At 58.0% G+C, this 25,875-nt stretch carries 21 protein-coding genes; 10 read left to right on the plus strand and 11 right to left on the minus strand.

From position 1 onward, the window contains the following. Positions 1 to 93 precede the first annotated feature (93 nt). The 4 genes from ASU33_RS07780 to ASU33_RS07795 form a co-directional block, all read right to left on the minus strand. Positions 94 to 420, minus strand: coding sequence for a HesB/IscA family protein (locus tag ASU33_RS07780; protein ID WP_059069914.1), 327 nt, complete (start codon positions 418 to 420; stop codon positions 94 to 96). Between the two features lie 65 nt (positions 421 to 485). Beyond that, the gene (locus ASU33_RS07785; RefSeq protein WP_059069916.1) at positions 486 to 893 is read right to left on the minus strand and encodes an ATP-grasp domain-containing protein; all 408 of its coding nucleotides are present in this window, start codon (positions 891 to 893) and stop codon (positions 486 to 488) included. Between the two features lie 98 nt (positions 894 to 991). Beyond that, positions 992 to 1,408, minus strand: coding sequence for a Fe-S cluster assembly scaffold IscU (gene iscU, locus ASU33_RS07790; RefSeq protein WP_059069919.1), 417 nt, complete (start codon positions 1,406 to 1,408; stop codon positions 992 to 994). A gap of 116 nt (positions 1,409 to 1,524) precedes the next feature. Next, entirely contained in the window at positions 1,525 to 2,739 is a 1,215-nt protein-coding gene (locus tag ASU33_RS07795) for an IscS subfamily cysteine desulfurase (RefSeq protein ID WP_059069920.1), read from the minus strand. A gap of 152 nt (positions 2,740 to 2,891) precedes the next feature. Here ASU33_RS07795 and mce point away from each other — a divergent pair, with 152 nt between their 5' ends. The 3 genes from mce to ASU33_RS07810 all read left to right on the plus strand — a co-directional run bounded on the left by mce (position 2,892) and on the right by ASU33_RS07810 (position 5,791). Further along, the gene (gene mce / locus ASU33_RS07800; protein ID WP_059069922.1) at positions 2,892 to 3,317 is read left to right on the plus strand and encodes a methylmalonyl-CoA epimerase; all 426 of its coding nucleotides are present in this window, start codon (positions 2,892 to 2,894) and stop codon (positions 3,315 to 3,317) included. A gap of 8 nt (positions 3,318 to 3,325) precedes the next feature. Beyond that, positions 3,326 to 3,901 carry an L-threonylcarbamoyladenylate synthase gene (locus ASU33_RS07805; RefSeq protein ID WP_059069923.1) on the plus strand — a complete coding sequence of 192 codons (576 nt, stop codon included), beginning with the start codon at positions 3,326 to 3,328 and terminating at the stop codon, positions 3,899 to 3,901. A gap of 438 nt (positions 3,902 to 4,339) precedes the next feature. Beyond that, positions 4,340 to 5,791: a CCA tRNA nucleotidyltransferase gene (locus ASU33_RS07810; protein WP_059069925.1), complete on the plus strand. Its 1,452-nt coding sequence runs from the start codon at positions 4,340 to 4,342 to the stop codon at positions 5,789 to 5,791. Between the two features lie 318 nt (positions 5,792 to 6,109). On the opposite strand, the gene ASU33_RS07815 is transcribed toward ASU33_RS07810, so the two are convergent. Together ASU33_RS07815 and ASU33_RS07820 are read right to left on the minus strand one after the other, a co-directional pair. After that, positions 6,110 to 8,704, minus strand: coding sequence for a PspC domain-containing protein (locus ASU33_RS07815; RefSeq protein ID WP_059069927.1), 2,595 nt, complete (start codon positions 8,702 to 8,704; stop codon positions 6,110 to 6,112). A 29-nt stretch (positions 8,705 to 8,733) separates the two neighbouring features. Next, positions 8,734 to 9,108, minus strand: a complete 375-nt coding sequence (locus ASU33_RS07820) for a PadR family transcriptional regulator (RefSeq protein ID WP_059069929.1) — start codon at positions 9,106 to 9,108, stop codon at positions 8,734 to 8,736. Between the two features lie 355 nt (positions 9,109 to 9,463). Between ASU33_RS07820 and ASU33_RS07825 the strand changes: the two genes are divergently transcribed. From ASU33_RS07825 to ASU33_RS07835, 3 genes are all read left to right on the plus strand, one after another. Continuing rightward, positions 9,464 to 10,576, plus strand: coding sequence for a putative type IX sorting system protein PorV2 (locus ASU33_RS07825; protein WP_059069930.1), 1,113 nt, complete (start codon positions 9,464 to 9,466; stop codon positions 10,574 to 10,576). Between the two features lie 61 nt (positions 10,577 to 10,637). Then, positions 10,638 to 15,719, plus strand: coding sequence for a putative type IX secretion system sortase PorU2 (gene porU2, locus ASU33_RS07830; RefSeq protein WP_078062968.1), 5,082 nt, complete (start codon positions 10,638 to 10,640; stop codon positions 15,717 to 15,719). 147 nt (positions 15,720 to 15,866) lie between these two features. Continuing rightward, on the plus strand, positions 15,867 to 16,853 hold the full coding sequence (locus tag ASU33_RS07835) for a quinone oxidoreductase family protein (protein WP_216818548.1): 987 nt from the start codon (positions 15,867 to 15,869) through the stop codon (positions 16,851 to 16,853). A 15-nt stretch (positions 16,854 to 16,868) separates the two neighbouring features. Here the strand turns inward: ASU33_RS07835 and ASU33_RS07840 are convergent, their stop codons facing one another. From ASU33_RS07840 to ASU33_RS07850, 3 genes are all read right to left on the minus strand, one after another. Continuing rightward, positions 16,869 to 17,360, minus strand: a complete 492-nt coding sequence (locus tag ASU33_RS07840; protein WP_059069934.1) for a dihydrofolate reductase — start codon at positions 17,358 to 17,360, stop codon at positions 16,869 to 16,871. Between the two features lie 13 nt (positions 17,361 to 17,373). Then, positions 17,374 to 18,315, minus strand: coding sequence for a methionyl-tRNA formyltransferase (fmt, locus tag ASU33_RS07845; RefSeq protein WP_078062969.1), 942 nt, complete (start codon positions 18,313 to 18,315; stop codon positions 17,374 to 17,376). Positions 18,316 to 18,424: 109 nt separating this feature from the next. Continuing rightward, positions 18,425 to 19,690 (minus strand): exo-beta-N-acetylmuramidase NamZ family protein, encoded by a 1,266-nt coding sequence (locus tag ASU33_RS07850; RefSeq protein ID WP_149867103.1) that lies wholly within the window; start codon positions 19,688 to 19,690, stop codon positions 18,425 to 18,427. Positions 19,691 to 19,753: 63 nt separating this feature from the next. Between ASU33_RS07850 and ASU33_RS07855 the strand changes: the two genes are divergently transcribed. Together ASU33_RS07855 and ASU33_RS07860 are read left to right on the plus strand one after the other, a co-directional pair. Next, on the plus strand, positions 19,754 to 20,968 hold the full coding sequence (locus tag ASU33_RS07855) for an ABC transporter permease (RefSeq protein WP_059069940.1): 1,215 nt from the start codon (positions 19,754 to 19,756) through the stop codon (positions 20,966 to 20,968). A gap of 8 nt (positions 20,969 to 20,976) precedes the next feature. Next, positions 20,977 to 21,342, plus strand: a complete 366-nt coding sequence (locus ASU33_RS07860; protein WP_216818549.1) for a hypothetical protein — start codon at positions 20,977 to 20,979, stop codon at positions 21,340 to 21,342. Positions 21,343 to 21,415: 73 nt separating this feature from the next. Here the strand turns inward: ASU33_RS07860 and ASU33_RS07865 are convergent, their stop codons facing one another. Continuing rightward, positions 21,416 to 22,117: a peptidoglycan DD-metalloendopeptidase family protein gene (locus ASU33_RS07865; protein ID WP_059069944.1), complete on the minus strand. Its 702-nt coding sequence runs from the start codon at positions 22,115 to 22,117 to the stop codon at positions 21,416 to 21,418. Positions 22,118 to 22,343: 226 nt separating this feature from the next. Between ASU33_RS07865 and ASU33_RS07870 the strand changes: the two genes are divergently transcribed. Beyond that, positions 22,344 to 23,453 carry a ferredoxin--NADP reductase gene (locus ASU33_RS07870; RefSeq protein ID WP_059070755.1) on the plus strand — a complete coding sequence of 370 codons (1,110 nt, stop codon included), beginning with the start codon at positions 22,344 to 22,346 and terminating at the stop codon, positions 23,451 to 23,453. Positions 23,454 to 23,579: 126 nt separating this feature from the next. Next, positions 23,580 to 25,322 carry a M3 family oligoendopeptidase gene (locus ASU33_RS07875; protein WP_059069946.1) on the plus strand — a complete coding sequence of 581 codons (1,743 nt, stop codon included), beginning with the start codon at positions 23,580 to 23,582 and terminating at the stop codon, positions 25,320 to 25,322. 93 nt (positions 25,323 to 25,415) lie between these two features. Here the strand turns inward: ASU33_RS07875 and ASU33_RS07880 are convergent, their stop codons facing one another. Continuing rightward, positions 25,416 to 25,748: a hypothetical protein gene (locus ASU33_RS07880; RefSeq protein WP_149867104.1), complete on the minus strand. Its 333-nt coding sequence runs from the start codon at positions 25,746 to 25,748 to the stop codon at positions 25,416 to 25,418. Positions 25,749 to 25,875 lie beyond the last annotated feature (127 nt).

Genomic DNA, 25,875 nt, shown 5'->3' on the forward strand with positions numbered 1-25,875 from the left:
ACTGCAAGGCGTGCATACCCAATTCTAAATCAACAAAGCAAAGAGGCCGCCCATCTGGGCGGCCTCTTTGCTTTGTTGGCATTACCCGGTGAATTATACCGAGAAACTCTCGCCGCAACCGCAGGTGCGCGAAGCATTGGGGTTGTTAAAGAAAAAACCTTTGCCGTTGAGCCCATCAGAGAAATCGAGCTCGGTGCCGGCTAGGTAGAGAAAGCTTTTCATATCGACTACTACGCGCACGCCCTTATCCTCGAACTCTTGGTCCATGGGCTTTACTTCGTCATCAAAGTCGAGCTTGTACGAGAGGCCCGAGCAGCCTCCACCAGCTACCGAAGCACGCAGGCGGAAAGACTCATTCAGCCCTGCATCGCTGCGCAGGCGCTCGACTTTCTCCTTGGCTTTATCTGAAACGGTAATCATGTCAATGAATGATGGTCAGGTGTTGGTTGCAGGACAGTGGCCCGGCCTAGGTGAATAACAACCAACTAGGAAGAAGGATTCAGCACAACGCTGAAGACCGTAATGGTGTTCAAGTCGCGACCGTAGTAGAGCTTATCCAAAGCTTCGTACACGTTGTGCGCCCGGAAGTAGGAGGTCTGCAACTCTTTATCGCCGCGGGCCCGCCACTGCAGGGTGTAGGAGCTTTCGTTGTCGCGAAAGTTCTGTACATAGGCCAGCATCTTGCGCAGCGCGTCGAGCTTGTCGTAACCTACTTCGTAGCGAAACAAGAAGCTTTGGTGGTGGCGCGGATTCACCGTAATCAAATCCAAACGCACCTGCCCATCGAGCTGGCGAAAATCGAAGAGCAGATTACCGGGCTGCATGCCCAGCGTGTCCTCAATCAGCCGCTGAATGCGGGCGCTTTCAACGTGTACGTCGTTGGAAACTTCCATGCGGTAGGTATTGGCATGTTAGCCATTAGGGCTTAGGCTTAGGAGGCGGAGATATATTCCGGCCAGCCTAATACCTAAGCCCTAATGCCTGAACCCTATTAGTGGTGCGACTTGGCCTCTTCCAGTGCCGGAAGACCGTTCTTTACACGGTAGTCGTTGATAGCAGCTTTGATGGCGTCTTCGGCCAACACCGAGCAGTGGATCTTAACGGGCGGCAAGGCCAACTCTTCCACAATCTCCATGTTGTCGATGGCCAGCGCTTCGTCTACTGACTTGCCCTTCAGCCACTCGGTAGCGAGCGACGACGAAGCAATGGCCGAGCCACAGCCAAACGTCTTGAACTTGGCATCGGTGATGATGTTGGTGGCTTCGTCAACCTCAATCTGCAGGCGCATTACGTCGCCGCACTCAGGAGCGCCTACCAGGCCGGTGCCTACAGTCTTTTTGCTTTTATCCAGCGTACCCACGTTGCGCGGGTTGCTGTAATGGTCGATTACTTTATCGGAGTAAGCCATGACGGACTTAAAGTAGTTTAAGAGTTTTGAGTTTAGGAGTTTGTGAGTTCAAGAGGGGGAGAAGTGCTGCTATAGCAATTCATGCATTCCCAAACTCAAAAACTCACCAACTGATCTTAGTGTTCGGCCCACTCGATAGAGTTGAGGTCGATGCCTTCTTTGAACATCTCCCACAGCGGCGACATCTCGCGGAGCTTTGTTACAGCTTCTTTTACGTGGCCGATGGCGTAATCGATTTGCTCATCGGTAGTGAAGCGCGATAGACCAAAGCGCAGCGAAGAGTGCGCCAGGTCGTCGCTCAGACCCAGGGCCTTAAGCACGTACGAAGGCTCCAACGAAGCCGAAGTACAGGCCGAGCCCGACGAAACGGCTAGGTCTTTCACACCCATCATCAGGCCTTCACCTTCCACGTACTTAAAGGAGATGTTGGTAGTGTGCGGCAGGCGGTGTTCGCGCGAACCGTTTACGTAGCTTTCTTCCAGCGTCAGCAACTCGCGCTCCAAACGGTCGCGCATCGCAGCGATGCGCTGGGTGTCGGCGTCCATATCCAGGCGGGCTAGCTCGCAGGCTTTGCCCAAGCCCACAATGCCGGGCACGTTGAGGGTGCCCGAGCGCATGCCGCGCTCGTGGCCGCCGCCGTCCATTTGAGCGGTTACCTTCACGCGCGGGTTCTTGCGGCGTACGTACAGAGCACCGATGCCCTTGGGGCCGTACATTTTGTGGCCCGAAAACGACATCAAATCAATGCCGTCGGCGATTACGTCGACGGGAATTTTGCCCACCGATTGGGTGCCGTCGGTGAAGAACAGCGCACCGTGCTTCTTGGCAATAGCCGAGATTTCGCGGATGGGCTGAATCACGCCGATTTCGTTGTTGGCATACATGATGCTCACCAGAATGGTCTGGGGTGTCATGGCTGCTTCCAGCTCGTTCAGGTCGATGAGACCCTCGGCGTTAACAGGTAGGTAAGTTACGCGGGCACCCAGTTTCTCGAGGTGCTTGCAGGTATCGAGCACGGCTTTGTGCTCAGTAGTGGCGGTGATGATGTGGTTGCCCTTCTGAGCATACATCTCGAACACGCCTTTGATAGCAAGGTTATCCGACTCGGTTGCGCCCGAGGTGAAGATGATTTCCTTGGGGTCGCAGTTGATTAGCTGCGCAATTTGCTCGCGGGCATAATCCACGGCTTCTTCGGCTTGCCAGCCAAAGGCGTGGTTGCGCGAGGCAGCGTTGCCGAAATGCTCGGTGAAGTAAGGCAACATGGCCTCCAACACGCGCGGATCGAGCGGGGTGGTGGCGTTGTTGTCGAGGTAAATGGGCAGCTTGAGCATAATGCTTTCTATTGTCGGCGTAAAGGTAGCTAGCGGAGAATGATTCGCCACTAGAACAGCAAAGTTGACGCGTAGGTTTACTTTTGCTCCACAAAAGTAGACACAATCCAAATAAGCTCGGCATAGCGGCCGCAGCCTTTATCTGAACCCTCATGTTTACCAATCTGGAACACCTAGGCTTAGCCGTAAACGACCTCGAAGCGGCCACTACGCTTTACACTACGTTGCTCGGGATGGAGCCTTACAAACGCGAAACCGTGGAAAGCGAAGGCGTGGATACGGTGTTCTTTAAAGTAGGCGGCTCAAAGATTGAACTGCTAGGTGGCACCACGCCCGAAAGCGCTATTACCAAGTTTGTGGCCAAGAAGGGGGAAGGTATTCACCACGTGGCGTTTGAAGTGAGCGACATCAGGGCTGAGATGCAGCGCCTGCGCGAAGCGGGGTTTACGTTGCTAAACGAGCAGCCCAAACGCGGCGCCGATAACAAGCTGGTGTGCTTTGTGCACCCCAAGAGCGCACACGGCGTATTGGTAGAGCTCTGCCAGGAAATTACCTCTTCGGATCTGGAGGTCGACTAACTTCTTTTATGAACTACTTTCAACAGGAGGTTGAAGCAGCCGTGGATGCGCTGCTGATGCAGCTGGTCATTTTGTACCCCTCCGATACGGTATGGGGGATTGGTTGCGATGCGGAGGTGCCCCGAGCGGTTGAGAAAGTGCATAAACTAAAGCAACGACCAGGCGAAAAAGGCTGTATTATATTGGTAGCCGACGAAGCTATGTTTGCTCGCTACGCCGAGCAAGTGCCCGACAACCTAGGCCAACTGCTAGCCGAGCAGCAGCGCCCTACTACTTACGTGGTGAAGGGCAGCCGCTTGGTGGCGCCCAACCTTCTGGCTGCCGACGGTACCATTGGCCTGCGCGTGGTGCGCGGCGACGAGTTTACCCACAAAGTGGTGCGGCGGCTAGGCCACGGACTGGTCTCTACCTCCGCGAACATCAGTGGGCAACCCACGCCGGCTATTTACAAGGAAATTGACCCTGCCATTGTGCGCGGAGTCGACCATGTGGTAAACTGGCGGCAAGACGACGAAAAGCGCTCGGAACCCTCACGCATAGTACGTGTACTGGCCAATGGTTCGCTCGAGTTGTTACGCGATTAGGACTCGGCTACAGCAGCATGCGCATAGTTTCATAGCTATGCCTTGAGCAAAAATGCTTCTCACCGTTAGCAACGCTGACCGTTGGAATTGCGGGGCAGAGCACGTACAGGCGGCAGGTGCGTACTTGCAATTAGTCTCCTTTGCACTTCAGCATAGGTATTAAGCCCACCAACAGCGTCGCTACGCGCAAACCGAACAGCAAACGGACGAGGAAGGCTGCTTCACAAAAAGTCAAACGGCACTGATGAGGGAAGGCTAGGATCATCTCACACGTGTTTTGAACCGACCCGTGCAGGCACACAGCACTCTAGCGCTTGCTTTAACTGCCTGAAGTCGAAACGTACAAGCCGCCGGATGGATTGCAATGCAAGCCCGATAACAAGCGGCCCTATAGAGCAGGGGTATGGTTGCTAAACCGGCGTTGCCGAACTTTGCGGCATGAAACACCCCCAGTTACCCGACCTTTTTTTGTTTCGCACCATAGCCGAAGCGGCTCAGGAACTGGGCTACCCAGCATTTGTAATCGGCGGTTACGTGCGCGACCTAGCGCTGGAGCGCCCCAGCAAAGATGTGGACGTGGTGTGCGTGGGCGATGGGATTACCCTGGCGCAAGCGGTCGGCCGTAAGTTACCCAACCGCCCCCGCGTAACCGTGTTCAAGAACTTTGGCACGGCCATGTTGCCCACGCCCGAAATAGTGCTGGAGTTTGTGGGTGCCCGCAAAGAAAGCTACCGGGCCGAATCGCGCAAACCGGAGGTGCAGGCCGGAACCCTCGAGGAAGACTTGGCTCGCCGCGACTTCACCATCAATGCCCTAGGCCTGAGCCTGAACGCCGACGACTTCGGTACGCTCGTTGACCGCTATAACGGCATACAGGACCTGCAGGATAAGATTATCCGCACGCCGCTCGATCCGGATATCACTTTTTCCGACGACCCATTGCGCATGATGCGGGCCGTTCGGTTTGCCACGCAGTTAAACTTCGACATCGACCCCGATACTTTTGATGCCATCGGTCGAAATAAGGAACGCATCAAGATTGTATCGCAGGAGCGGATTACCGACGAGCTGAACAAGATTATCATGGCGCCGAAGCCGAGCTACGGCTTCAAGCTGCTGTTTGCTAGCGGCCTGCTGCAGCTCATTTTTCCGAAGATGGCAGCGTTGTACGGGGTGGAACGCCGTGGACAGCACGCACACAAAGACAATTTTTACCACACGCTGCAGGTGCTCGACAACGTGGTAGCTGCCGGTGCCGACTTGTGGCTCCGTTGGGCTGCCATTCTGCACGACATTGCCAAGCCGCCCACCAAACGCTTCGACCCCAAAGTTGGGTGGACGTTTCATGGGCACGAGGACAAAGGTGCCCGGTGGGTGCCCGGCATCTTCGCGGATTTGAAGCTGCCCCTAGGTGAGGAAATGCGCATGGTGCAAAAGTTGGTAAAACTGCACCTGCGCCCCATTGCGCTGGTAAAGGAAACCGTAACCGGCTCGGCCGTGCGCCGCCTGTTGTTTGAAGCCGGCGACGATATCGACCGCCTGATGACGTTGTGCCGCGCCGACATCACCAGCAAAGACCACCAGCGTGTGGCCCGCTACTTGCGCAATTTCGAGCGGGTGGAGGAGAAGCTGAAGGAGGTAGAGGAAAAAGACCACCTGCGCAACTTCAAGCCCGTGATTACCGGCGAGGTAATCATGCAAACCTTTGGCCTCTCGCCCTCCAAAGCCGTGGGCGAGCTGAAGGATGCTGTGCTGGAGGCTATTCTTGATGGACAGGTGCGCAACGAGTTTGCCGAAGCGTACGCACTGCTACTCGAGCTTGGGCGCCGCAAAGGCCTCGAACCCAAATCGACCGACGCTGCGGGGGCTCCTGCGGTACCCTTGCCATGAGTATTGGCCGGATCTAACTGAGCACCTAGGAAAAACAAAGCGACGCGCCAGCACTGGCGCGTCGCTTTGTTTTTCCTCTGGGCAGCAGCCGCTGCGAGTTCGAGGAAACCGTCACCTTCCAGTTGCAGCGCGAAAGGTTGAAGGTCTCCTCGGGGGCAACCATTCACTCACCAAGGAGCCCCTAAACTCGTAGAGTTGTAGCGGAAGGTGTTAAGTCCCATGCTCCTGCTTACGCAGTTATCGCGCGAAGGATACACCTGTAAGATAAGCAGTAGCGCAGTAGATTAAGTACTTAACGCAAGGCTTTGTTTTCAAGAATTACTCCTGAACGCGGGATACCTTGGAAGCACCCGATTTGCTGTTGCGCACGTTGGAGGGGTTGCCGCTGTAAGCTACCTGGCTGGCTCCGGAAACATCGGTGCGTAGCTGCCGAACCACTGCTAGGCGGGCTTTGCTTACACCCGTTAGCTCCACCTCGGCGTTGTTTACCGGAAACTCGCTGGCTTGCACCTGGCAAGCGCCGCTGCCTTCGAGGCGCAGTTGGTCGGCTTGGCCCGTCAGCGACGATTTGCAAGCGCCGGCCAAATCGAGCGACAGTGCCTTGCAGGTGCCGGCGAAGCGCAGGTGGCTGGCACCTGCTTGCTCCACATTCAGGGTATTCAGGTCGTTGAAGCCCGTAGCTTCAGCCTTCACGGCACCGGCTAGCTCGAGGCTGCTTAGCGTGGGCAGGGTTACTTCTACCAGCACTTCGTCGCCATCGTTGCGGCGCCAGTTGCCGAAGAGGTTGCTGCGGCGGGGACGTACCACTAACTCGTCGCCGTTGCGATGTACATCCAACTGGTTTAGCTCGCGGTCGGTGCCGTAGGCTTGCACCTGGTACTGGCCGCCTTGGCGCAGCACCACGTGGTAGGCGCCGTTCACTTCTACTTTGCTAAAATTGGCCTCGTTGTAGCTGCGGCGGGCGTCGCCATAATCGGCGGGGTCGGTCGAGAACTCATCCACGTCGCCTAGGTCGACTTCGATGTTCACATCCTCGTCGTCCGTGTCTACATCAATGCGCACGCCGTCGCTGTTGAACTCGCCTTCGTAGCCTTCCTCGTCTTCGCCCTCGGGCTGTGGGAAATCTTCGGCAGAGCAGTCGATGCACTCAAGCTGATTGCCGCGCAGGCGGTAGAGGTGCTTCGACGCATCCTCGGGGCGCTGATCGTTCAGGAAGTTGTAATCGTCGAGCAAATGGGCAAAGTCGCGCGTGATACGGAACTGCTTGTTGCGGGGCAGGCGCAGGGTTACGTCGAGCTCCTGGTCGCGGAAGATGGCACCCGGGCGGAACGAGAAGCGGTTATCGAGCACCACGCTCGAATCGCGCAGCACGGCACGGTAGGCAATGGAGTTACGCGCGGTGTTCGTTGCGTCTTCCAGGGTGCGGCCGTGGGCGCGGGCTTCTTGCGTCATCACGATCGTGTTTCCGCTATCTGCCGGTGCAAATAGGATTTCGGGCTGCATATTCCAGTCGTAATCCAGCTCGCGGGCGTCGAGCGTAATGGTGTTGCCAGCCAACGTACCTAGGGTGCGGTTAGTGGTGTAGCTGCCTTCTTCCTGAAACTCCTGCGAGAGGCGCACGCCACCGGCAATGGAACCCACAATACCCAGCATCCAAAGGCCCAGCAATAGGAGCGTAAGCGTACGGTTCAGCAACCAGCGGCGCACCAGCAGGCCAACGCCCGAGAACAGCAGCAGCAACACCGGAATACCAGCCGCCAGGAAACCGCTCACCACAAACCACCACGGCACACCGGCCAGCACGGCAAAGGCCGGGGCATCGCCCAGCTGAATGTTTTGCGACTCGGGCAACAGACCAATGGCCACACCAGCCACAATCAGCAGGCCCATGAGCAGGCCAAAACCAATCAGGATAAACATCAGGCCTACGAATACGCGCACTACCGTGCCCAATACCCGGGCTACCGGCCGAATGGCGCGGCCCAGCTCCTCAATAAAAGCGCCTACGGGGCGATTACTGACGGGCGTAGTGCCTTGGTTGCGCAGGCTTTGCTCGAGGCCCGAAAGGGTTACGGCTTCGCCGCGCATCTGGGCTTTCTGGGATAGGGTGCGCGCTGGCGGCACCACCATCCACAGAATCAGGTACAGCAATAGGCCCGTGCCACCCAGGAAGATGCTAAGCACAAATACGATGCGCAGAATAGCTACCTCGATGCCCATGTAGGCGGCCAAACCAGCGGCTACACCGCCAATCGAGCCACTATCAGTGTCGCGGAAGAGTTTGCGCGTCACGTCATCGTCAGGCATGGGGCGGTCATCGAAGCGCTTGGGCAGCGCAATCCAGAGCACCACGTAGGTGAGCAGGCTAATGGCTGGCAGAGCACCTAGGATATCGCCGATGATGGGCGAGAAAAGCGTGCCGATAAAAATAAGGCGCACCCACAGCGGGTTGATGTTGAAGTAGCGGGCCAAACCGGCTGCCACACCCGCTACGCGGCGGTTCGTCATGTCGCGGTAGAGGCGGCGGGGTTCTTCAACCACCGTAGGAGCGGGCGCCGTGGCGGTGCTAGTGCCAGCGTAGGCGCCACCACCTAGGGGCTGGCCGTAGCTAGCGGTATCCGCTACGTCGTCGTCATCGTCGAGCTGGCCATCCTGCTGAAAGTCCTGCACGCGGCCCATTTTCGCCACCACGGCTTCCACGTCTTCGAACGTGATAACCTGCTTGGTGCTGGAGAGGCGGGCGGCAAAGATTTCGGCAATGCGTCCTTCGATATCGGCCACAATTTCCTCGTGTCCGCGGTAAGTACTGAAGTACGCCTTCACGTCCTGCAGGTAGCGCTGGAGTACTTCGTAGCCGTCTTCCTCAATGTGGAAGATCAGGCCCTGCAGATTGATGCTGATATTCTTTTTCATCGCAGTGCTGCAACTGTAGGGGTGGTGAGTCAGATGGAGGCGCCGGCGGGCGCGACGCTGGCAGAGGAGTTGCCGTTGGGGTTGGAGCGGATGATCTGGATCGAGTCCTCAATCTCCTCCCACGTTAGGCGCAACTCGTGCAAGAACTGCTGCCCCACCTCGGTAAGGGTATAGTACTTGCGGGGTGGTCCACTGCTCGATTCCTTCCAGGTATAATCGAGCAGGCCGGCATTCTTCAGGCGGGTTAGCAGGGGGTACAGCGTACCCTCCACCACAATCATGCGGGCTTGGGTTAGCTCCTCCAGCATGTCGGAGGCATACACCTCGCCCCGCGCAATGATTTCCAGGATGCAGAATTCCAGAATGCCCTTCCGCATCTGCACTTGGGTGTTTTCGACTTTCATAGGCTTTGCGGGCAGTAGTCGGTGAAGTATGGTACAAATATAAAAGCAGGTACTTTGTAAAGCAAGGTACTTGGTTGAAATAATTTTTGTTTCAGAATATCCCAACAATCATTTAGTTGATTGACAAAGCGTTGATGAATCAGCCGTGAGCTATGCTTATAGTAATCAGCGGCTGATTGTCGCCCGAGGGGCTGATGCAAACCAGCTGCCCCCGAGACTTCGTACCCTCATGTGGGTTTCCGCTAAAGCTAGGCCCCTGCATAAAGCTGAGGCAAATGAGCTGCCGCGTGCTGCACTATTAATAAGTAACTTGCGTTGTGAAAGCTCGTTCGTAACCGGGTGTTTTCGTTACTCTATGACACACTTCTTCCGTCGCTCTATCACCACGTTGCTGGTTGCTCCGCTGTTAGGAGTGGTAGCAGCGCAGGCACAAACCAATCCGGTGCCTAAGGACAATACCCCTAAGTATAGCAACGACTTTCTCTCGATTGGCGTGGGCGGACGGGCCCTGGCCATGGGTAGCACCCAAGTAAGCTTGGCCGATGATGCCACCGCCGGCTACTGGAACCCTGCCGGCCTGCTGCGGCAGAAGTCGAAATACGATGCCGTGCTGATGCACTCCGAGCTGTTTTCGGGCATTGTCAAGAACGATTACGCCGCTTTCTCGATGCCGCTCGACGAGCGCAGCGCCATTGGGGCCAGCATCATCCGGGTTGGGGTAGATGACATTCCGGACACCCGGGCTTTGGTGAACGAGTACAATCAGATTTCCTACGACCGAATTACCTACTTCTCGGTAGCCGATTATGGCCTGCTGCTTTCGTATGCCCGCAAGCTGGAAGCCATTGAGGGGCTGCAGCTAGGGGCCAACGCCAAAATTATTTACCGCAACGTGGGCGACTACGCCAATGCTTGGGGCTTTGGGATTGATGCCGGCGCGCAGTACGAGCGCAACAATTGGCGTTTTGGGCTGATGGCCCGCGACATTACCACCACCTACAACACCTGGAAAATCAACGCCGAGAAGTTTCAGCCTACCATCGATACGCTGGATTTCGTGCCAAGCAACAGCACGGAAGTAACGCTGCCTCGGTTTGTGCTAGGCGTGAGCCGCTCGTTTAAGCTGCCCGGCGAGCTGACAGCCGTTTTGGCTACTGATTTGGAAATCACTACCGACGGTAAGCGCAACACGCCGGTTTCTACCAACTTCGTGAGCATTGCGCCCCACATTGGGGCCGAAATTGGGTACCGCAACCTGCTGTTTTTGCGCGGCGGTGCTACCAACGTGCAGAAGATTGAGGCATTCAGCGGCAAGGAGGAGTGGAAGGTGCAGCCAACCCTAGGTGTAGGCGTGGCCCTGAGCGGCCTGCGTCTCGATTTGGCACTGTCGCGCTTGGCCATCGAACGGCTAGGACAAAGCTCGCAGGCCAATTCCATTATGGTGTCGTTGGGTTACGCCTTCAAATAAAAGTATTGGCAGATGGCGGTGTCCCTAGGTACCAACCGCCGACGTTATAGATAACAACGTTATGAAGAACCGATACGCACCTCGCATGTGGCGGTGGAGCATATTGCTGGCAGTACTCCTGATGGGGCTGGCCCAATCAGTTGGGGCACAAACCCGGCAGTACGGCAACGAGTGGATCAACCACAGCCAGACGTATTACAAAATCAAAATCATCAAGGACGGCATCTACCGCCTCGATCAGGCCTACCTCTCACGGCTTGGTCTGAACGGGGTAGAGCCCCGGCGCCTGCAGTTGTGGCGGCGCGGGCAGGAGGTAGCCATGTACGGCGGCGGCAACCAGGCACAGCTTGATGCTACTACTTACCTCGAGTTCTTCGGCCAGCGCAACGACGGCAAACTCGACCGCGACATGTACAAAACGGCTGCTGAGCAGCCGCACCAGCTCTACAGCCTATTTACCGATACGGCAGCGTACTTCCTTACCTGGTCGCAGGCTACCACGGGCAAGCGCATGGCCGAGCCGGCAGTTACGGCCAGCGGCCACCACAACAACTGGCTGCAGCCGCGCCTACTAATTGATAACGGCGACTACCACTATGGCCAAACCGATGCGCAATTAGCTTGGATGCCCTGGGCCGACAGCGGCGAGGGTTTCCTAGGCGGCGCGATTGGCAGCAGCTGGACTTACCAACTCGACGGCATTGGCCGCCGCTCGGCGCAGGGTGCCATGCCATGGGTAGAGGTGCTGTTGGTAGGCGCTTCGCCTTCGATGCACAACACCCTAATATCGGCTGTGGCAGGGGGCAACGGTGCCGAACGCGTGCTCACCTCTACACCTGTTAACTATGGCCCTTACGCTGTACGAAAAGTGCAGTACCAACTGCAGCGCAGCGACATTGGCGCCAATGGTCGGGTGGGAATCAAAGTAGCCGTTAGCAACCCTACAACCCCCATTACCGACAAGTTTAGGGTTGGCTACATCCGGGTGGTGCACCCGCAAACGGTTACGTGGCAGGCGGGGCAGGCAGCCCTGCAAGTCCTGAACGACTCTACCTTGGCCGAGCCGGCCAGCTACCAGCTCGATAGCATTTCGGCCTCGGTAGTTGGCTACGATGTAACCGACCCCGCCAACGTGCAACGGATTGCCGGCGCTGGTACTAGCAACTCGCGCGTGTTCACGTTCCCATCGGCGGTTGGCCGCACGCGCCAGTTGCTACTGGCCGATGCAGCGCAGGCCGAAGTACCCGCGCCAGCCGTGCGTGTGCGTTTTCGCCCCATCTCGCCCAGCGCCCATAATTTCTTAATTGTAAGCAGTGGAGCACTGATGCGCCCGGCAGGCAACGTAGCCAACCCAGTGCGCGAGTACGCCAACTACCGCGCGTCAAACTCCGGTGGGCGCTTCGACACCCTGGTAGTCACCAGCGACTTGCTCTACGACCAGTTTCACTACGGCGAACGGTCGCCGCTGGCAGTGCGGCGCTTTGCGCAATATATGCTCACGGCGCCGGTAGCCAATCGCTACTTGTTGCTGCTGGGCAAAGGCGTAATGATAACCGAAGGCTGGGGCGGTACCTTCTACCGCAAAGCCTCTACGGCTGCTCGGGCCACATTCCCGGATTTAGTGCCAGCCAGTACCCGCGGCGGTTCGGACATTTTCTTTACCGCCGATTGGCAAAACGACTCTTACTTCCCGCAAATACCCACGGGGCGTTTAGCTGCCCAAACTTCTGCCGACGTCCTCGGCTACCTAAACAAGCTGAAGGACCACGAAGCCCTAGGTGTTGAGCCGTGGCGCAAGAACGTGCTGCACCTAGGGGGCGGCGTCCGGCAGAACGAGTTCGATCAGTTCCATGGCTACCTGCGTCGATATCAAAGCCGCGCCGAAGCGCCGCTGTTCGGGGCTAACGTTGAGAGCATCTTCCGCAGCAACTTAGGGGCGTACCCTGTTGAAACCGACATTGCGCCTAAGCTCAATCAGGGTGTTTCGCTGATTACCTACTTCGGGCACGGCTCCACAACCTACCTCGATCTGAACCCCAAGGACATTACGCTCGCCAGCAGTGGTTACGCCAATAAGGGTAAATACCCCGTATTCATGGCTTTTGGCTGTGCAGTAGGCAACAACTACACCCCTTATGGCTCCTTCGGCGAAACCTGGGTATTGGCACCCGAAAAAGGTGCTGTGGGTTTTATGGCCACCTCTGACTTTGCCGTCGACAACGAGCTGAACGATTACGCCGACCGCCTGTACTTGTTGATGTTTAACGATCCGCAGTGGTACGGCAAGCCGCTTACGGTTATTCAGGCCGAGGTGAACAAGCGCTTAATGGCTATTCCGCAGTACACGAGCAGCCGTTATGCCGTGAGCATGATGATGAACACCACGTGGCAGGGCGACCCGGCGCTGTCGTTGTTCGCGCCGCCAAAGCCGGATTACGCCGCCAACAGTGCGCAAATACTGCCGCTCGATCCGGGCCCGGTGTTGGCTTCGTCGCAGCGGTTCAACTTGCAAATTACCGCAAGCAACTTCGGCAAATTCATTTCCGATGATGTAAAGGTGACGGTAGAGCGCCAGGTTGGATCAACGATTACGCGCACCTCCAAAACCTTTGCCGGCTGGCGCAACAACGCCGTGCTCGACTTTGAGCTGACGAATACCGGCAACGTGTTTGGCCTCAATACCTTCACGGTACGGATCGATGACCCCAATGCAATCGACGAGCTAAACGAAAACAACAACTCGGTCACCACCACGTTCAGCTTCCTGCAAGGCGGGGTAACGGCGCTCAACCCGCACAACTTTGCCATTGTGGGCAAGCAGAACGTGCGCTTGGTGGCGCAAAGCAACTTGCCACAGGCCCAGCTGCGCACCTACGAGTTCCAGCTCGACACGGTAGCTACTTTCAACTCACCCTTTTTGCGCAATAATTCGGTGCAAGCAACGGATGTGGTGGAGTGGCGCCCCAACCTGCCGGCACCTAGTGCGCCGCGCGATTCGGTGGTCTACTACTGGCGCGTACGTTTCGGGGCCAACCAAGGCCTCGACGAAAGCTGGGCAACCAACTCGTTCCGCTACATCAACAATAGCCCCGGGGGGTGGTCGCAAAGCCACTACGGGCAAATGGCCTCGAACCAGAAAACCGGCTTGGTGCAGGATGCTCCATCGGGCCGCTGGCAATTTGAGGAGCGCACCCGGCAGGTGCAGTTGAAAACCGCCGGTGGCGGCAGCGGTGGCAACACCTTCCGCCCGGGCTACGGCGTACTCACCGACAACATCTCTACCCAAACCGATAACTGTGGCTCTATCCGTACGGGTACGCCCAATATCATTGCCGCTGTGTACGATGGCCGTACGCTTAAGCAACTCAACAACATGGGCGGGGCCTACTTGCTTTGCGGCCAGAACGGTGCTCCGCTGTACCACTTCTACGCCGATGGCAGCGACAACATCAACACGGCTAGCGGGCAGGCAAAGCTGCTGCAGTTTCTGCGCGATGTACCAGCCGGGCATTATGTAGCGTTGGTAAGCATGAATACCGTGCGCTTCGGCAGCATGGATGCGGCCCTGAAAAACGAATTGGAAGCCATGGGTTCGCGGCTAATCAAGCAAGCTCAGGACGGCGACCCGCTGGTAATGATGCTACGCAAAGGTTTCCCCGGCCAAGTGCAGGAGCGTACGTTTGATGCTGCCAGCACTACACCGCGCCAGAATCAGGAAATCAGCCTAGGTGCCGCCGTAAATGCGCGCGCAGGCACTGGTACGGTGGTGAGCACGCGCGTTGGCCCCGCACAACAGTGGCAAACACTTTACCACACCATCAAGAAAACCGATGCTGCTGATGCGTACACGCTGCGCTTGGTAGGCTACGACGCCCAGAACAACCGCACCGTGCTGGTGCCCAGTGTTACCAATTTGGCTCATTCGCTGTCGGGTGTTAGCGCCCAGCAGTACCCGTACCTGCAACTTGAGGCGGTCCTCATCGACTCGGTCAACCGTACCGCTCCGCAGCTTAAGCAGTGGCTGGTAACCTACACGCCGCTGCCCGAAGGCGTGGTGCGCCGCGACCATCCGTCGTTGCCGGCCAATGTGTACGCCACCGCCAAGCTGAACGCCGACGCCGCCAGTTCGGGCTTCCTTGATATCCCGGTGAAGTTCGAGAACGTATCGGCTGTTGATTTCCCGGAGCGCCTGTGGGCCAAAGCTACCGTGCGCGAAACCGCCGCCAATGGGCAAAGCAAAGAAGTGGAGCTGCAGTCGGCCCGCATCCTGAAGTCCGATTCGGTGGCCACTTATGTATTCCGCCTCGATGTGCGCACGTTCAAAGGCGAAGGCGCCGTGCGAATTCAGGTGAACTCGCGCCAGGTGCCCGAGCAGTATTACTTCAACAACGAGCTAAACCTGACCTTCCAGGCACCCAATACTGCGGTACCGCCCGTGCTCGATGTGGCCTTCGATGGCGTGCACATCCTGAACGGCGACATTGTATCGGCCCGCCCCGAAATCCTGGTTGATGTGAAGTACGAGGACAAGCGCCGCCCCATCGACGACCCAAGCAAAGTGCAGGTGTTCCTGACGCGCCCCAACCAGGCGCCGCAACAGGTTTCGATGACGGATGCTTCGCTGATTCGGTTTGCGCCCGATGCGGCCTCGGGCCGCACGCGCGTGTACTACACACCCGGCACCTTGGCCGATGGGGTGTACAAGCTGGAGGTGCAAGCCCGCGACATGGCCGATAACCAATCCGGCGCGCAGCGTTATGCCGTGAACTTCGAGGTAATCAACACCTCGAGCATCACCAATATCTTCCCGTATCCGAACCCCGTTACCAGCCGGGCGCGCTTTGTGTTTACGCTTACGGGCAGCGAGCTGCCGCGCAACATGAAGATTCAGATCCTGACGCTCTCGGGAAAGGTGGTGCGCGAAATCATGCAGGCCGAACTAGGCCCGCTGCACATCGGCAACAACATCACCGAGTATGCCTGGGATGGCACCGACCAGTACGGCGATAAGCTGGCCAACGGTACGTACCTCTACCGCGTGGTGATGGACGACCCGCAAAACAAATTCGAGCACCGCACCACCAACTCCAAGGCCGAGCAAGCCTTCAAGAAGGGGTGGGGCAAGCTGGTGCTGCTGCGTTAAGCAAGGTGCCAAGCAAGCCGAAGCAACCGGGGCCGCGACTAGCAAAGTCGCGGCCCCGGTTCTTTTTACAGAGTAGTGGGCGGGGTTATGCCGTTACCTTTGGCCTGCCTTGGTGTTAGGCACGTTTCGGCACCTAGGGCAACTGCCATGCTCCAAACTACCATGCACGCTTTATGCTTCGATGAGTTCGGCGATGCCGAGGTACTGCGCTACGATGTAATGCCGGCGCCGGCGCTTCGGCCCGGACACATTCTGCTGCGCACCGAAGCCATCGGGCTAAACTTTGCCGATGTGTACCGCCGCAACGGCAACTACCACCTGGTAGGCAAGCCGCCGTACATCTTGGGCTACGAAGCGGCCGGAGTAGTAGAGACCGTGGCCGACGACGTAACCACCCTGCGCGTAGGCGACCGGGTAGCCGTAGCCGATGTACCCCACGCCAACGCCGAGTTGATGCTAGTGCCCATAACGCATGCCCTGCCCGTGCCGCACGACATCACAAGCAAACAAGCCGCGGCCGTGCTGTTGCAGGGCCTCACGGCGCAGTACCTTAGCTCCGATAGCTACCGCGTACAGCCCGGCACTTTGGCTGTAGTGCACGCAGCGGCGGGCGGGGTAGGGCAGTTGCTCACCCAGTTCATCAAAGCCCTAGGTGGTACCGTTATCGGGCTAACCTCGAGCGAGGCTAAGGCTGCTGTCGCCCGCGCGGCTGGGGCCGATGAGGTGCTGTTGTATTCGCAGGATTGGGTAAGCGCCGTACGCGAGTACCGCAACCAGCCTACCGGCGCCGATGTGGTATACGATTCGGTGGGCAGCACCGTGCCCGATAGCCTACGGGCAGCGCGTAGTGCTGGCGGAGCGGTGGTGTTCTACGGCATGGCCGGCGGCGACCCCGCACCCGTTGATCCGCGCATGCTGATGGACGAATCGAAGACCCTGACCGGCGGCGACTTGTGGAGTTACCTGACCACGCCGGCCGAACGGCAGCGCCGGGCAACTGCCTTGTTCGAGCTAATGCGCCAAGGCAAGCTGCGCGTCGATATTTCGGCCACGTTTGCGCTGGCCGATGGCGCCGCAGCCCACCGCTACCTCGAAAGCCGCCAAAGCACAGGCAAAGTGCTGCTGATTCCGTAGCCGCTCCCTAGGTGCTTAGCGTCGGCGTTGTAGCGTCACGAAACTGTAGGCGTAGGCGTGTTTCTCGTCGGGCTCGTGCCGCTCGCGGCTGGTTTCGCGCCAAGTAGTATCGGCCTTAAAGTCGGGCAGTACGGTGTCGCCTTCGGCCTCGTGGTGCACCTCGGTTAGGTAAATGGTGTCGGCGGCGGGCAGGGCTTGGCGGTAGATTTCGGCGCCGCCAATCACGTACACTTCCTCGGCGGTTTGGCGGGCCAGCTCCAGCGCACCTAGCACCGAGTGTGCTACTTCTACGCCCTCAACCTGCCAATCAGTCTGGCGCGTTACCACAATGTTGCGCCGGTTGGGCAGCGGTTTGCCAATGCTCTCGTAGGTGCGCCGGCCCATCACGATGGGGTGCCCCGTCGTCAGCTGCTTAAAATGCTTGAGGTCGGCGGGCAAGTGCCAGGGCAGCTGGTTGTCGCGGCCAATTATGCCGTTATCGGCCCGGGCTACTACGAGAGCAATCATGGGTAATTACTAATTATGAATTGATAAGTGACTGGGCGTTGAAGCCGCGCAGGAAGTCGCCCACGGGCATGCGTTTTTTGCCTTCGAGCTGCACATCAAGCAAATCGAGCTGGCCATCGGCAGTTTGTACCCGCAGGTAGTTGCGGCCATCGGTTAGCCAGGCACCTAGGGGCGTGTCGGCAGTGGGGGCAGCCGGGTGCGCTTGCGCCCGAAACACCTTCAGGCCGCGGCCGTCGGGCAGGTTGGTAAAGGCCGTTGGTATGGGCGACAGGCCCCGAACCAAGTTCACCAGTGCGTGTGCTGGCTGGCTGAAATCGAGGCGGCCGGTTTCCTTTTGGAGTTTGGGCGCGGGGCGCAGGTCGCCGCGGTCAGCTTGGGGCGTGCTGGGAGCTGTACCAGCGGCTATGGCCTGCACCGTTCGGAGGGCCAAGGCAGCACCGGCTTGTTTCAACTTGCCGTACAGCGAGCCGAAATCATCCTCCGGCTCAATGGCAACTTCGTCCTGGTAAATTAGGTCGCCGGTGTCGATTTCGTGCCGCAGAAAAAACGACGTAACGCCCGTCACCTGCTCGCCGTGTATTAGCGCCCAGTTGATGGGAGCCGCGCCGCGGTACTGCGGCAGTAACGAGGCGTGGATGTTGATGGACCCTAGGCGCGGCATGTTCCAAACAGCCTCGGGCAGCATCCGAAAAGCCACAATCACTTGCAGATCGGCCGCGTAGCTGCGCAACTCATCCTGGAACTCCGGCGACTTAAGGTTGGTAGGCTGCAATACGGGCAGGCCCAACTGCACCGCTACCTGTTTCACAGCCGATTCGTTCAGCTTCTGGCCGCGGCCGGCGGGTTTGTCGGGTGCCGTTACCACGGCCACCACTTGGCAGCCCGACCAACCGTGCAAAGCTTCAAGGGTGGGCACCGCAAAATCGGGTGTGCCCATAAATATTATTCGGAGCATGTTGATTCTGGAAATTTCAGCCCGCAGCAGGCACAGAGGCTTGCCGCTGAAGACGCTGCTGCACTCTGCGCGAGAACCTGCAGCGCCTTGTGCGGGCTATACGAGCGGGTTATTTAAAGTCGGGGTACAGCAGGTACTTCTTGCGCATTTGCTTGTACTGACCTAGGGCCGGCTCCCACGCTTGGCGAATTTCCTTTTCCGATTTACCCGCAATAATCATCTGGCGCACGGTGGGCGTGCCGGTGAGCTGCTCGAAGTACTTGCCGAAGAACTTGTCTTTGGCGCTGCTCTTCTGGTAGTAGTCGATGAGGTAGCGCAGGGTAAAGCCCATGTCGTTGCCGGTTTTGCGGAGGTCTTCGCCGTAGCAAAGCTTGCCGTTTTGGGGCGGCGAGGTGGAGCCCGGATTCGGCTTGGGCGTGAAGCTAAAGGGGCGAGTGCTCGGCTGCGTAGGGGCGCCAATCACTTCGAATGGAAACTCAGTACCGCGGCCTACGCTCACATCGGTGCCCTCGAACAAGCACAGCGTAGCGTACAGCGACACCGCGTGCGGATTGGGCAGGTTAGGAGAGGGGCGCACAGGTAGCTCGTAGCGGGTGGCGTGGGTGTAGCCCTGCACGGGTATCACCGTAAGCTGACACTGCTTGCCGCCGGCCAGCCATTTCTCGCCGTTAATCATTTGGGCCAGCTCACCTACCGTGAGGCCGTGCACAATCGGAATAGGGTGCATGCCCACAAACGATTTGTGCTGCGGCTCCATAATGGGGCCATCCACGTACCAGCCGTTGGGGTTGGGGCGGTCGAGCACAATCACGGGTTTGCCCTGATCGGCGGCGGCCTCCATCACGTAGTGCATGGTACTGATATAAGTGTAGAAGCGTGTGCCCACGTCCTGAATGTCGAAAACAAGCACGTCCACATCCTGCAGCATTTCGGCTGTGGGTTTCTTGGTGGCACCGTAGAGGCTGCGCACTGGTTTGCCGGTGCGCTCATCCTTGCCGTCTTTAATGGTCGCACCGTCGGCCGCTTCGCCCCGGAAACCGTGCTCCGGACCGAAAATGGCCGTGATGTTGACGCCTTTCGCCAGCAGCGTATCGGGAAGCAGCGCCCGGCCTACCGTAGAAGTTTGGTTTACCACTACGCCCACCCGCTTGCCTTGCAACAGCGGTAGGTACTCGCCAAAGCGGGCAGCGCCCACTTGCAGCCCGGCCGGAGCGGCAGGCGTGCTGGGTGCGGCGGCTACCGTCGGGGCTGAACTTGGGACAGCCTCAGCGGAGTTATTTGCCGAGGTTGGCAACGTTGTAGGCCGTGCCGGCGTACAGGCCGGACCTTGCAACAAGAAAAGCGCGCACAGCGCCGAAAGGCTGTTGGGTATCATCGTTGGCACTCTAGCGGTGAAAAGGGTCACAAACTTAGCCTGCTTCGCGTAGCTTTACGCCCAGTGAACGTTTCGCGGTACATATCCCAGAAGATTGAAGGCTCCGATTCGGGGTCGTTCACCTCATCGGTGACCAAGATAGCCATCATTAGCATTGCCCTCGGTTTGGCGGTAATGCTAGTGTCGTTTGCCATCCTGGAGGGTTTCCGCAACGAAATTCAGGCCAAGATATTTTCGTTCGGCGCCCACCTCACCGTCAGCAAGTACGACAACAATAACTCGCTCGAGGTAGAACCCATCAACGGCGCCGAGCTCACGCGAGACTTGCGGCGGTACCCACAAATCAAGTCGTCGCAGCCGTTTGCCCGCAAAACGGCCATCATCAAAACCCGCGACGAGGTACTGGGCGTGGTGCTGAAGGGCATTGATGAGGAAAACGGCCCATCGCCGATGCGGCAAAACTTGGTAACGGGCAAGTTTCTGACCTTCCCCGATACGGCCGCCGCCGAGCAAGTGCTGCTGTCGCGCAAAATGGCCGATAAGCTGCGCCTGAAGGTGGGCGACGATGCCTTGTTTTACTTTATTCAAAACCCACCTAGGGTGCGCAAGTTTGTAGTGGCCGGCATCTACCAAACTGGCCTCGACGAGTTCGACGAAGTGTACGTAATTGGCGACATTCGGCAGGTGCGCGAGCTAAACGCTTGGGCCGACTCGCTGGTAGGCGGCTACGAGGTAGTGCTGAAGGATTTCCGCCAGCTCGACCCCGTGTCGGACAACCTCTACAACTCGCTGCGCTACGACCTGAAGCTCGACAAGATTACCGACCAATACGCCCAACTGTTCGATTGGCTGCAGCTGCTCAACCGCAACGTTATCATCTTCCTGGTGCTGATCATCTTCGTGGCTACCTTCAACATGGTGGCTACGATCTTCATCATGATTTTGGAGCGCACCAACATGATCGGCATTCTGAAGGCCATCGGCGCTACCGACAACCAGATTCGGCGGATGTTCTTCTTCCGCGGTCTCAACCTCACCGTTAAGGGTATGCTGTGGGGCAATCTGGTGGGCTTGGGTTTCTGCGCGGTGCAGTACTTTTTTCACCCCATTCCGCTCGACCCCGAGAACTACTACATGGACCGCGTGCCCATCTTCTGGGACCCGCGCATCATCCTGTTACTCAACGCGGCGGTATTCATTACGTCGCAGCTCGCTGTATTAATCCCCACCTACTTAATTGCCAGAATTAAGCCCGTAGTGGCAATTAAGTTTGACTAGGTCCTGCAATGAAAATCAAGAACGTCGAGGGCATGACCTTGGGTCAAGTGGAGGCGGAGATTGAGCGAGGTGGCAAGTTTGTGTATTACCAATACTGCGTCTCGCTGTTGGTGCTGACGTTCCGCCGTCCATCTAATATCTATCTGGTGCGAGCAGGCCAGAGCGACATCCTGCCCGGCTTAGGCTTTACAATACTCTCGGCGCTACTGGGTTGGTGGGGTATACCTTGGGGGTTTATTTACACGCCCATGGTGCTGTTCAACAACCTGCGCGGCGGCAAAGACGTGACCGAGGAGGTGCTGCACGACATGCGTATGCGCCTAGTTGGAGCCGCCAAACCCGAGGCGACAGAACTGCATTCAACGCAATCTTAAGTTTGCTAGCAAGTACCAAGCAAAAGGGGGGCTGCCCATAGGCAGCCCCCCTTTTGCTGTAGCGACCTAGGTGCTAGTTCAGCCAGCGGCTTTGCAGTACCAAGTTGGGGTTGGGGCACAACTCAGCCCAGTATTCTTGCTCCTCAAGCAGCGCCACACCAGGGAAGTCGCCGCGGCGACCTTGCAAATCGGCCATTAGCTGAAAGTGCAGGTGGGGCGGCCAGTCGCCGTTTTCGGGCCAGGGGCCAACGGTGGCAAACGCTTCGCCTTTTTCGATACGCTGACCTTCTTGCAGGTAAACCAGCTCGGCTCGACCTAGGTGGCCGTAGAGCGAGTAGAACGTGGTGCCCTCCAACTCGTGCTGCAGAATTACCGTGGGGCCGTAGTCGCCGAAGTTGTCGTTATCGGCGAGGCTGTGCACGGTTGCTGCCAGCGGAGCTAACACTGGCGTGCCGGCAGGCAGCCACACATCAACGCCTAGGTGCAAGGAGCGAGCTGGCAAGGCAACATCGCCGAAGAGAGTAGGACTGCGGCGATAGATAACACGGTTTTCCAAGTAGCCGCCTACACCGATGCGGGCATTTTGCGCCGCGAGCAACTCATTCACGAGCGCATCAAATGCTTCGGTATTGCGCAAATCGGCATCTTGCAAGCGCGGATTGCTGACCGTAAAATCGAGGCTGGTTACGTCGGTCCCGTTAAGGTCGACGGGCAGCACGGGGCCAAATTCGGCAGCATGGCGCTGCAGTAGCTTGGTAAGTGAAGTAGTAGTCAAGGCGAGCGAAAAATTGTCGGATAAGAGCGGCTACAAGGTGAGTAACCTGACTGCTGAGGCTGCAACTAACAACATCCAACGCGTAACTAACAACTGTTAGGAGCTAACTGTGAACTAACATTGGCTTTTGACGTACCTTGCACGCCCGTTGCCACAACCTGTGGCCGCGCTGCTTGTTGTTCCACCGAACCTTGTTTTCGAACGCCGACCACTGGCCGAGAACCGCATGAGTACAAGTCCTTATCTGACCCTGAACGTTGTCGAACTCACCCGCGAAACCGACGACGCCATCACCATCCACCTCGAGCGTGCCGACCGCCAGGCCGTGGCTTGCCAGCCCGGGCAGTTCCTCACGCTCATTGTGCCCTGTGGCTCGGGCAGCCGCCCCGAGCGCCGTTCTTACTCGCTCAGCAGCACGCCGAGCGAAGCACCGCGCCTGTCGGTAACCGTAAAGCGCGTAGCTGGTGGCCTCGTGAGCAACTACCTGCTCGATAACGTGCAGGTAGGCCAAATCATGGAGGCCATGGTTCCCATGGGCAACTTCACGGTGCAGTGCAACCCCGGCAAAGCCCGCTCGTTGGTGCTTATTGGGGCTGGTTCGGGCATCACGCCGCTCATGTCCATCCTCAAAGCGGTGCTGCAACAGGAGCCACAAAGCCAAGTGCTGCTCGTGTACGGCAACCGCAATGAGGAATCGGTCATCTTCAAGCAGCCGCTAGCCGACCTGGAGCAGCAGTACGCAGGCCGTTTGCAGGTAGAGCACGTGTTCAGCCAGCCCACCAAGCCGGTAGCCCCGCACCAGCACTCGGGCCGCCTCAACCGGACAATGATGCTGCGTATTCTGGAAAAGCGCCAGCAGCAACCTGCCGACAAGGCCGAGTACTACATGTGCGGCCCCGAAGGCATGATGACCGAGGCCAAAGCGGCGCTTGAGTTGCTGGGCGTACCGGGCAGCCAGATCTTCCGCGAAAGTTTTGTAGCCTCGGCCGATTCGGCCGAAACCGCTGCTGCCCAGCCGGGTGGCCACGGCACTGTTTCAGCCGACGATTCGGATGAAATTGTGTCGCGTAAGGTGACCATTCAGTACGAAGGCACCGACTACGAACTGGAAGTGCCCCCCGGAAAAACCATTCTCGAAACTGCCCTCGATCAGGACATTGACCTGCCTTACAGCTGCCAGGCCGGTTTGTGCACGGCTTGCCGCGGTAAGTGTTTGTCGGGCAAAGTACACCTCGACGAGCGTGAGGGCCTGTCCGACTCTGAGCTCAAGCAAGGCTACGTGCTGGTGTGCGTGGGGCACCCACTCACCAACGACGTAGTCATCGAAATCGGGTAATTACCTGCGCTTATTTGGTGGCCGGGCGTATAAGTATTTTCACGCCCGGCCATCCGACCTCAAAGGCGTAATCTGCGTAGGTACATAATTTGTTGCTGCGAAACTTTTGCTGCTGCTTTCTCGCCCATGATTCACTCCCTTCCGGAAATCTCCGCCGACGTAACCGCGCCCACCCGGCCGCCCCGCCGGTATTTGCCTGAGGCATTCACCGTAACCGACTGGGCCGCGCTCGAACCGTATTTTATAGAGCTACGCGACCGGCCAGTAAACAATGCCGAGGAGCTGGAAGCGTGGCTGCTCGACCGCTCCGAACTGGAGTCGGTGCTGAGCGAAGACTTGGCGTGGCGCTACATCCGCATGACCTGCGACACGCAGGATCAGAACCGCGCCGAAGCTTTTCAGTACTTCGTGAGCCAGATCGAGCCGAATGCGGCGCCCTACGACCACGCACTCAACGAAAAGCTGGTTGCCTCGCCCTACATCGACGAGCTGAACCAGGACCGCTACCGCATCTTCCTGCGTTCGGTACGCCGCGCCCTAGAGATTTACCGGGCCGAAAACATTCCGCTTAAAACGGAAATCAGCACCAAGCAGCAGGAGTACGCTGCCACCGCGGGCGCCATGACGGTAACCCTCGACGGCGAAGAAATGACGCTGCAGCGCGCTGCCGACCGCCTTAAAGATCCGAAACGCGCTAAGCGCGAAGAAGCATGGCGCGCCGTGCAAGACCGCCGCGTGCAGGACGCACAGAAGCTCGACGGGTTGTTTACGCAGCTGATCGGCCTGCGCCATCAGATGGCGCTGAATGCCGACTTCCCAAACTTCCGCGACTACATGTTCGCGGCCCTGGGTCGCTTCGACTACACCCCGCAGGACTGCTTCAATTTTCATACGGCCATTCGCGAAACAGTGGTGCCCCTGATCGACGAAATCGACCAGCACCGCCGCCACGACCTAGACCTTGCCGAACTGCGCCCCTGGGACCTCGACGTAGACACCTCGGGCAAAGCACCATTGCGCCCCTTTGAAACCGGACAGGAGCTGCTGGGCAAAACCATTACCGTATTCCAGCGCCTCGACCCCTTCTTGGGCGACTGCCTTACCACGATGCGCGAAATGGGCCACCTCGACCTAGAGTCGCGCAAGGGCAAGGCCCCCGGTGGCTACAACTACCCGCTCGACGAAACCGGGGTGCCGTTCATCTTCATGAACGCTACTTCGTCGTTGCGCGACGTAATTACTATGCTGCACGAAGGCGGCCATGCGGTGCATTCTTTCCTGACGCGCCGCCTGCCCATGGGCGCCGATAAGCACCCGCCGAGTGAGGTAGCCGAACTGGCATCCATGTCGATGGAGCTTATTTCAATGGACCACTGGGACGTATTCTTCGGCAACGAAGACGAACTGCGTCGGGCCAAGAAAACCCACCTCGAAAGCGTGCTCGAAACTTTCCCGTGGGTGGCTACCATCGATAAGTTTCAGCACTGGATTTACGAGAATCCGCAGCACAGCCCGGCCGCGCGCCAAGCCAAATGGGTTGAAATTTTCGACACGTTCAACCAACGTACGGTTAGCTGGGAAGGCATTGAGGCATACAAGCCATGGCTGTGGCAAAAGCAGCTGCACCTTTACGAAGTGCCTTTCTACTACATCGAGTACGCCATGGCGCAGCTGGGGGCCATTGCGGTGTGGCGCAATTTCCGCCTCGATCCGCAAGCCGGCCTCGAAGCTTACAAGCGTGCATTGGCCCTAGGGTACACCGCTACCATCGGCGAAATTTACGAAGCAGCCGGCATCCGCTTCGATTTCAGCACCGAGTACCTGCGCAGCCTCGCCGACTTTGTGCGGCAAGAAATGGCGCAGCTCTAGGTTGGGAACAAGCCAAAAGCCGCGGCCCGGATCAAGGCTGATCCGGGCCGCGGCTTTTGTAAGCGCACGGGGCAGAACTGGCGCGGCAGCTACTTATTTGCTCGTGGAGTTCATGGAGCGCAGGCACGTAACGCGCACAGTTTCGCCCACCATGCAAATGCTGCCGCGTGATTCGGGCTCGTAGCTGACCTTCACTTTTGCCCCGTCTGTTTTCACCAACTCTTGCCACAGTTTGCCTGAGGGCTCCAGGCGTTTGCCATCGGGCAACTCCAGTACGTAGCCGCACCCATCGAGTCCCGTAAGGTTGCGCACAGTGGCAATGGTTTCGCAATCTTCGCAGTTGGTGGGCTCCGGGTCGTTCTTGTCGCAGGTAAAAGCGGCTTGGGTAAGCAGCAAAGCAAACATCCAAAGGGCAGGTCGGCGCATGGGTAGGATGGTTTGAGTTGGAATATGTGTGTACTTAAGAGTACCTCATATGCCGTTTGGTTGCATAGCGGCCTATGAATATTTCAGCCGCAGTAATGCGCAAACAAAACAGCCGCTCAAGCACTTG

Source organism: Solirubrum puertoriconensis, assembly GCF_001483135.1.
GTDB lineage: Bacteria > Bacteroidota > Bacteroidia > Cytophagales > Hymenobacteraceae > Solirubrum > Solirubrum puertoriconensis.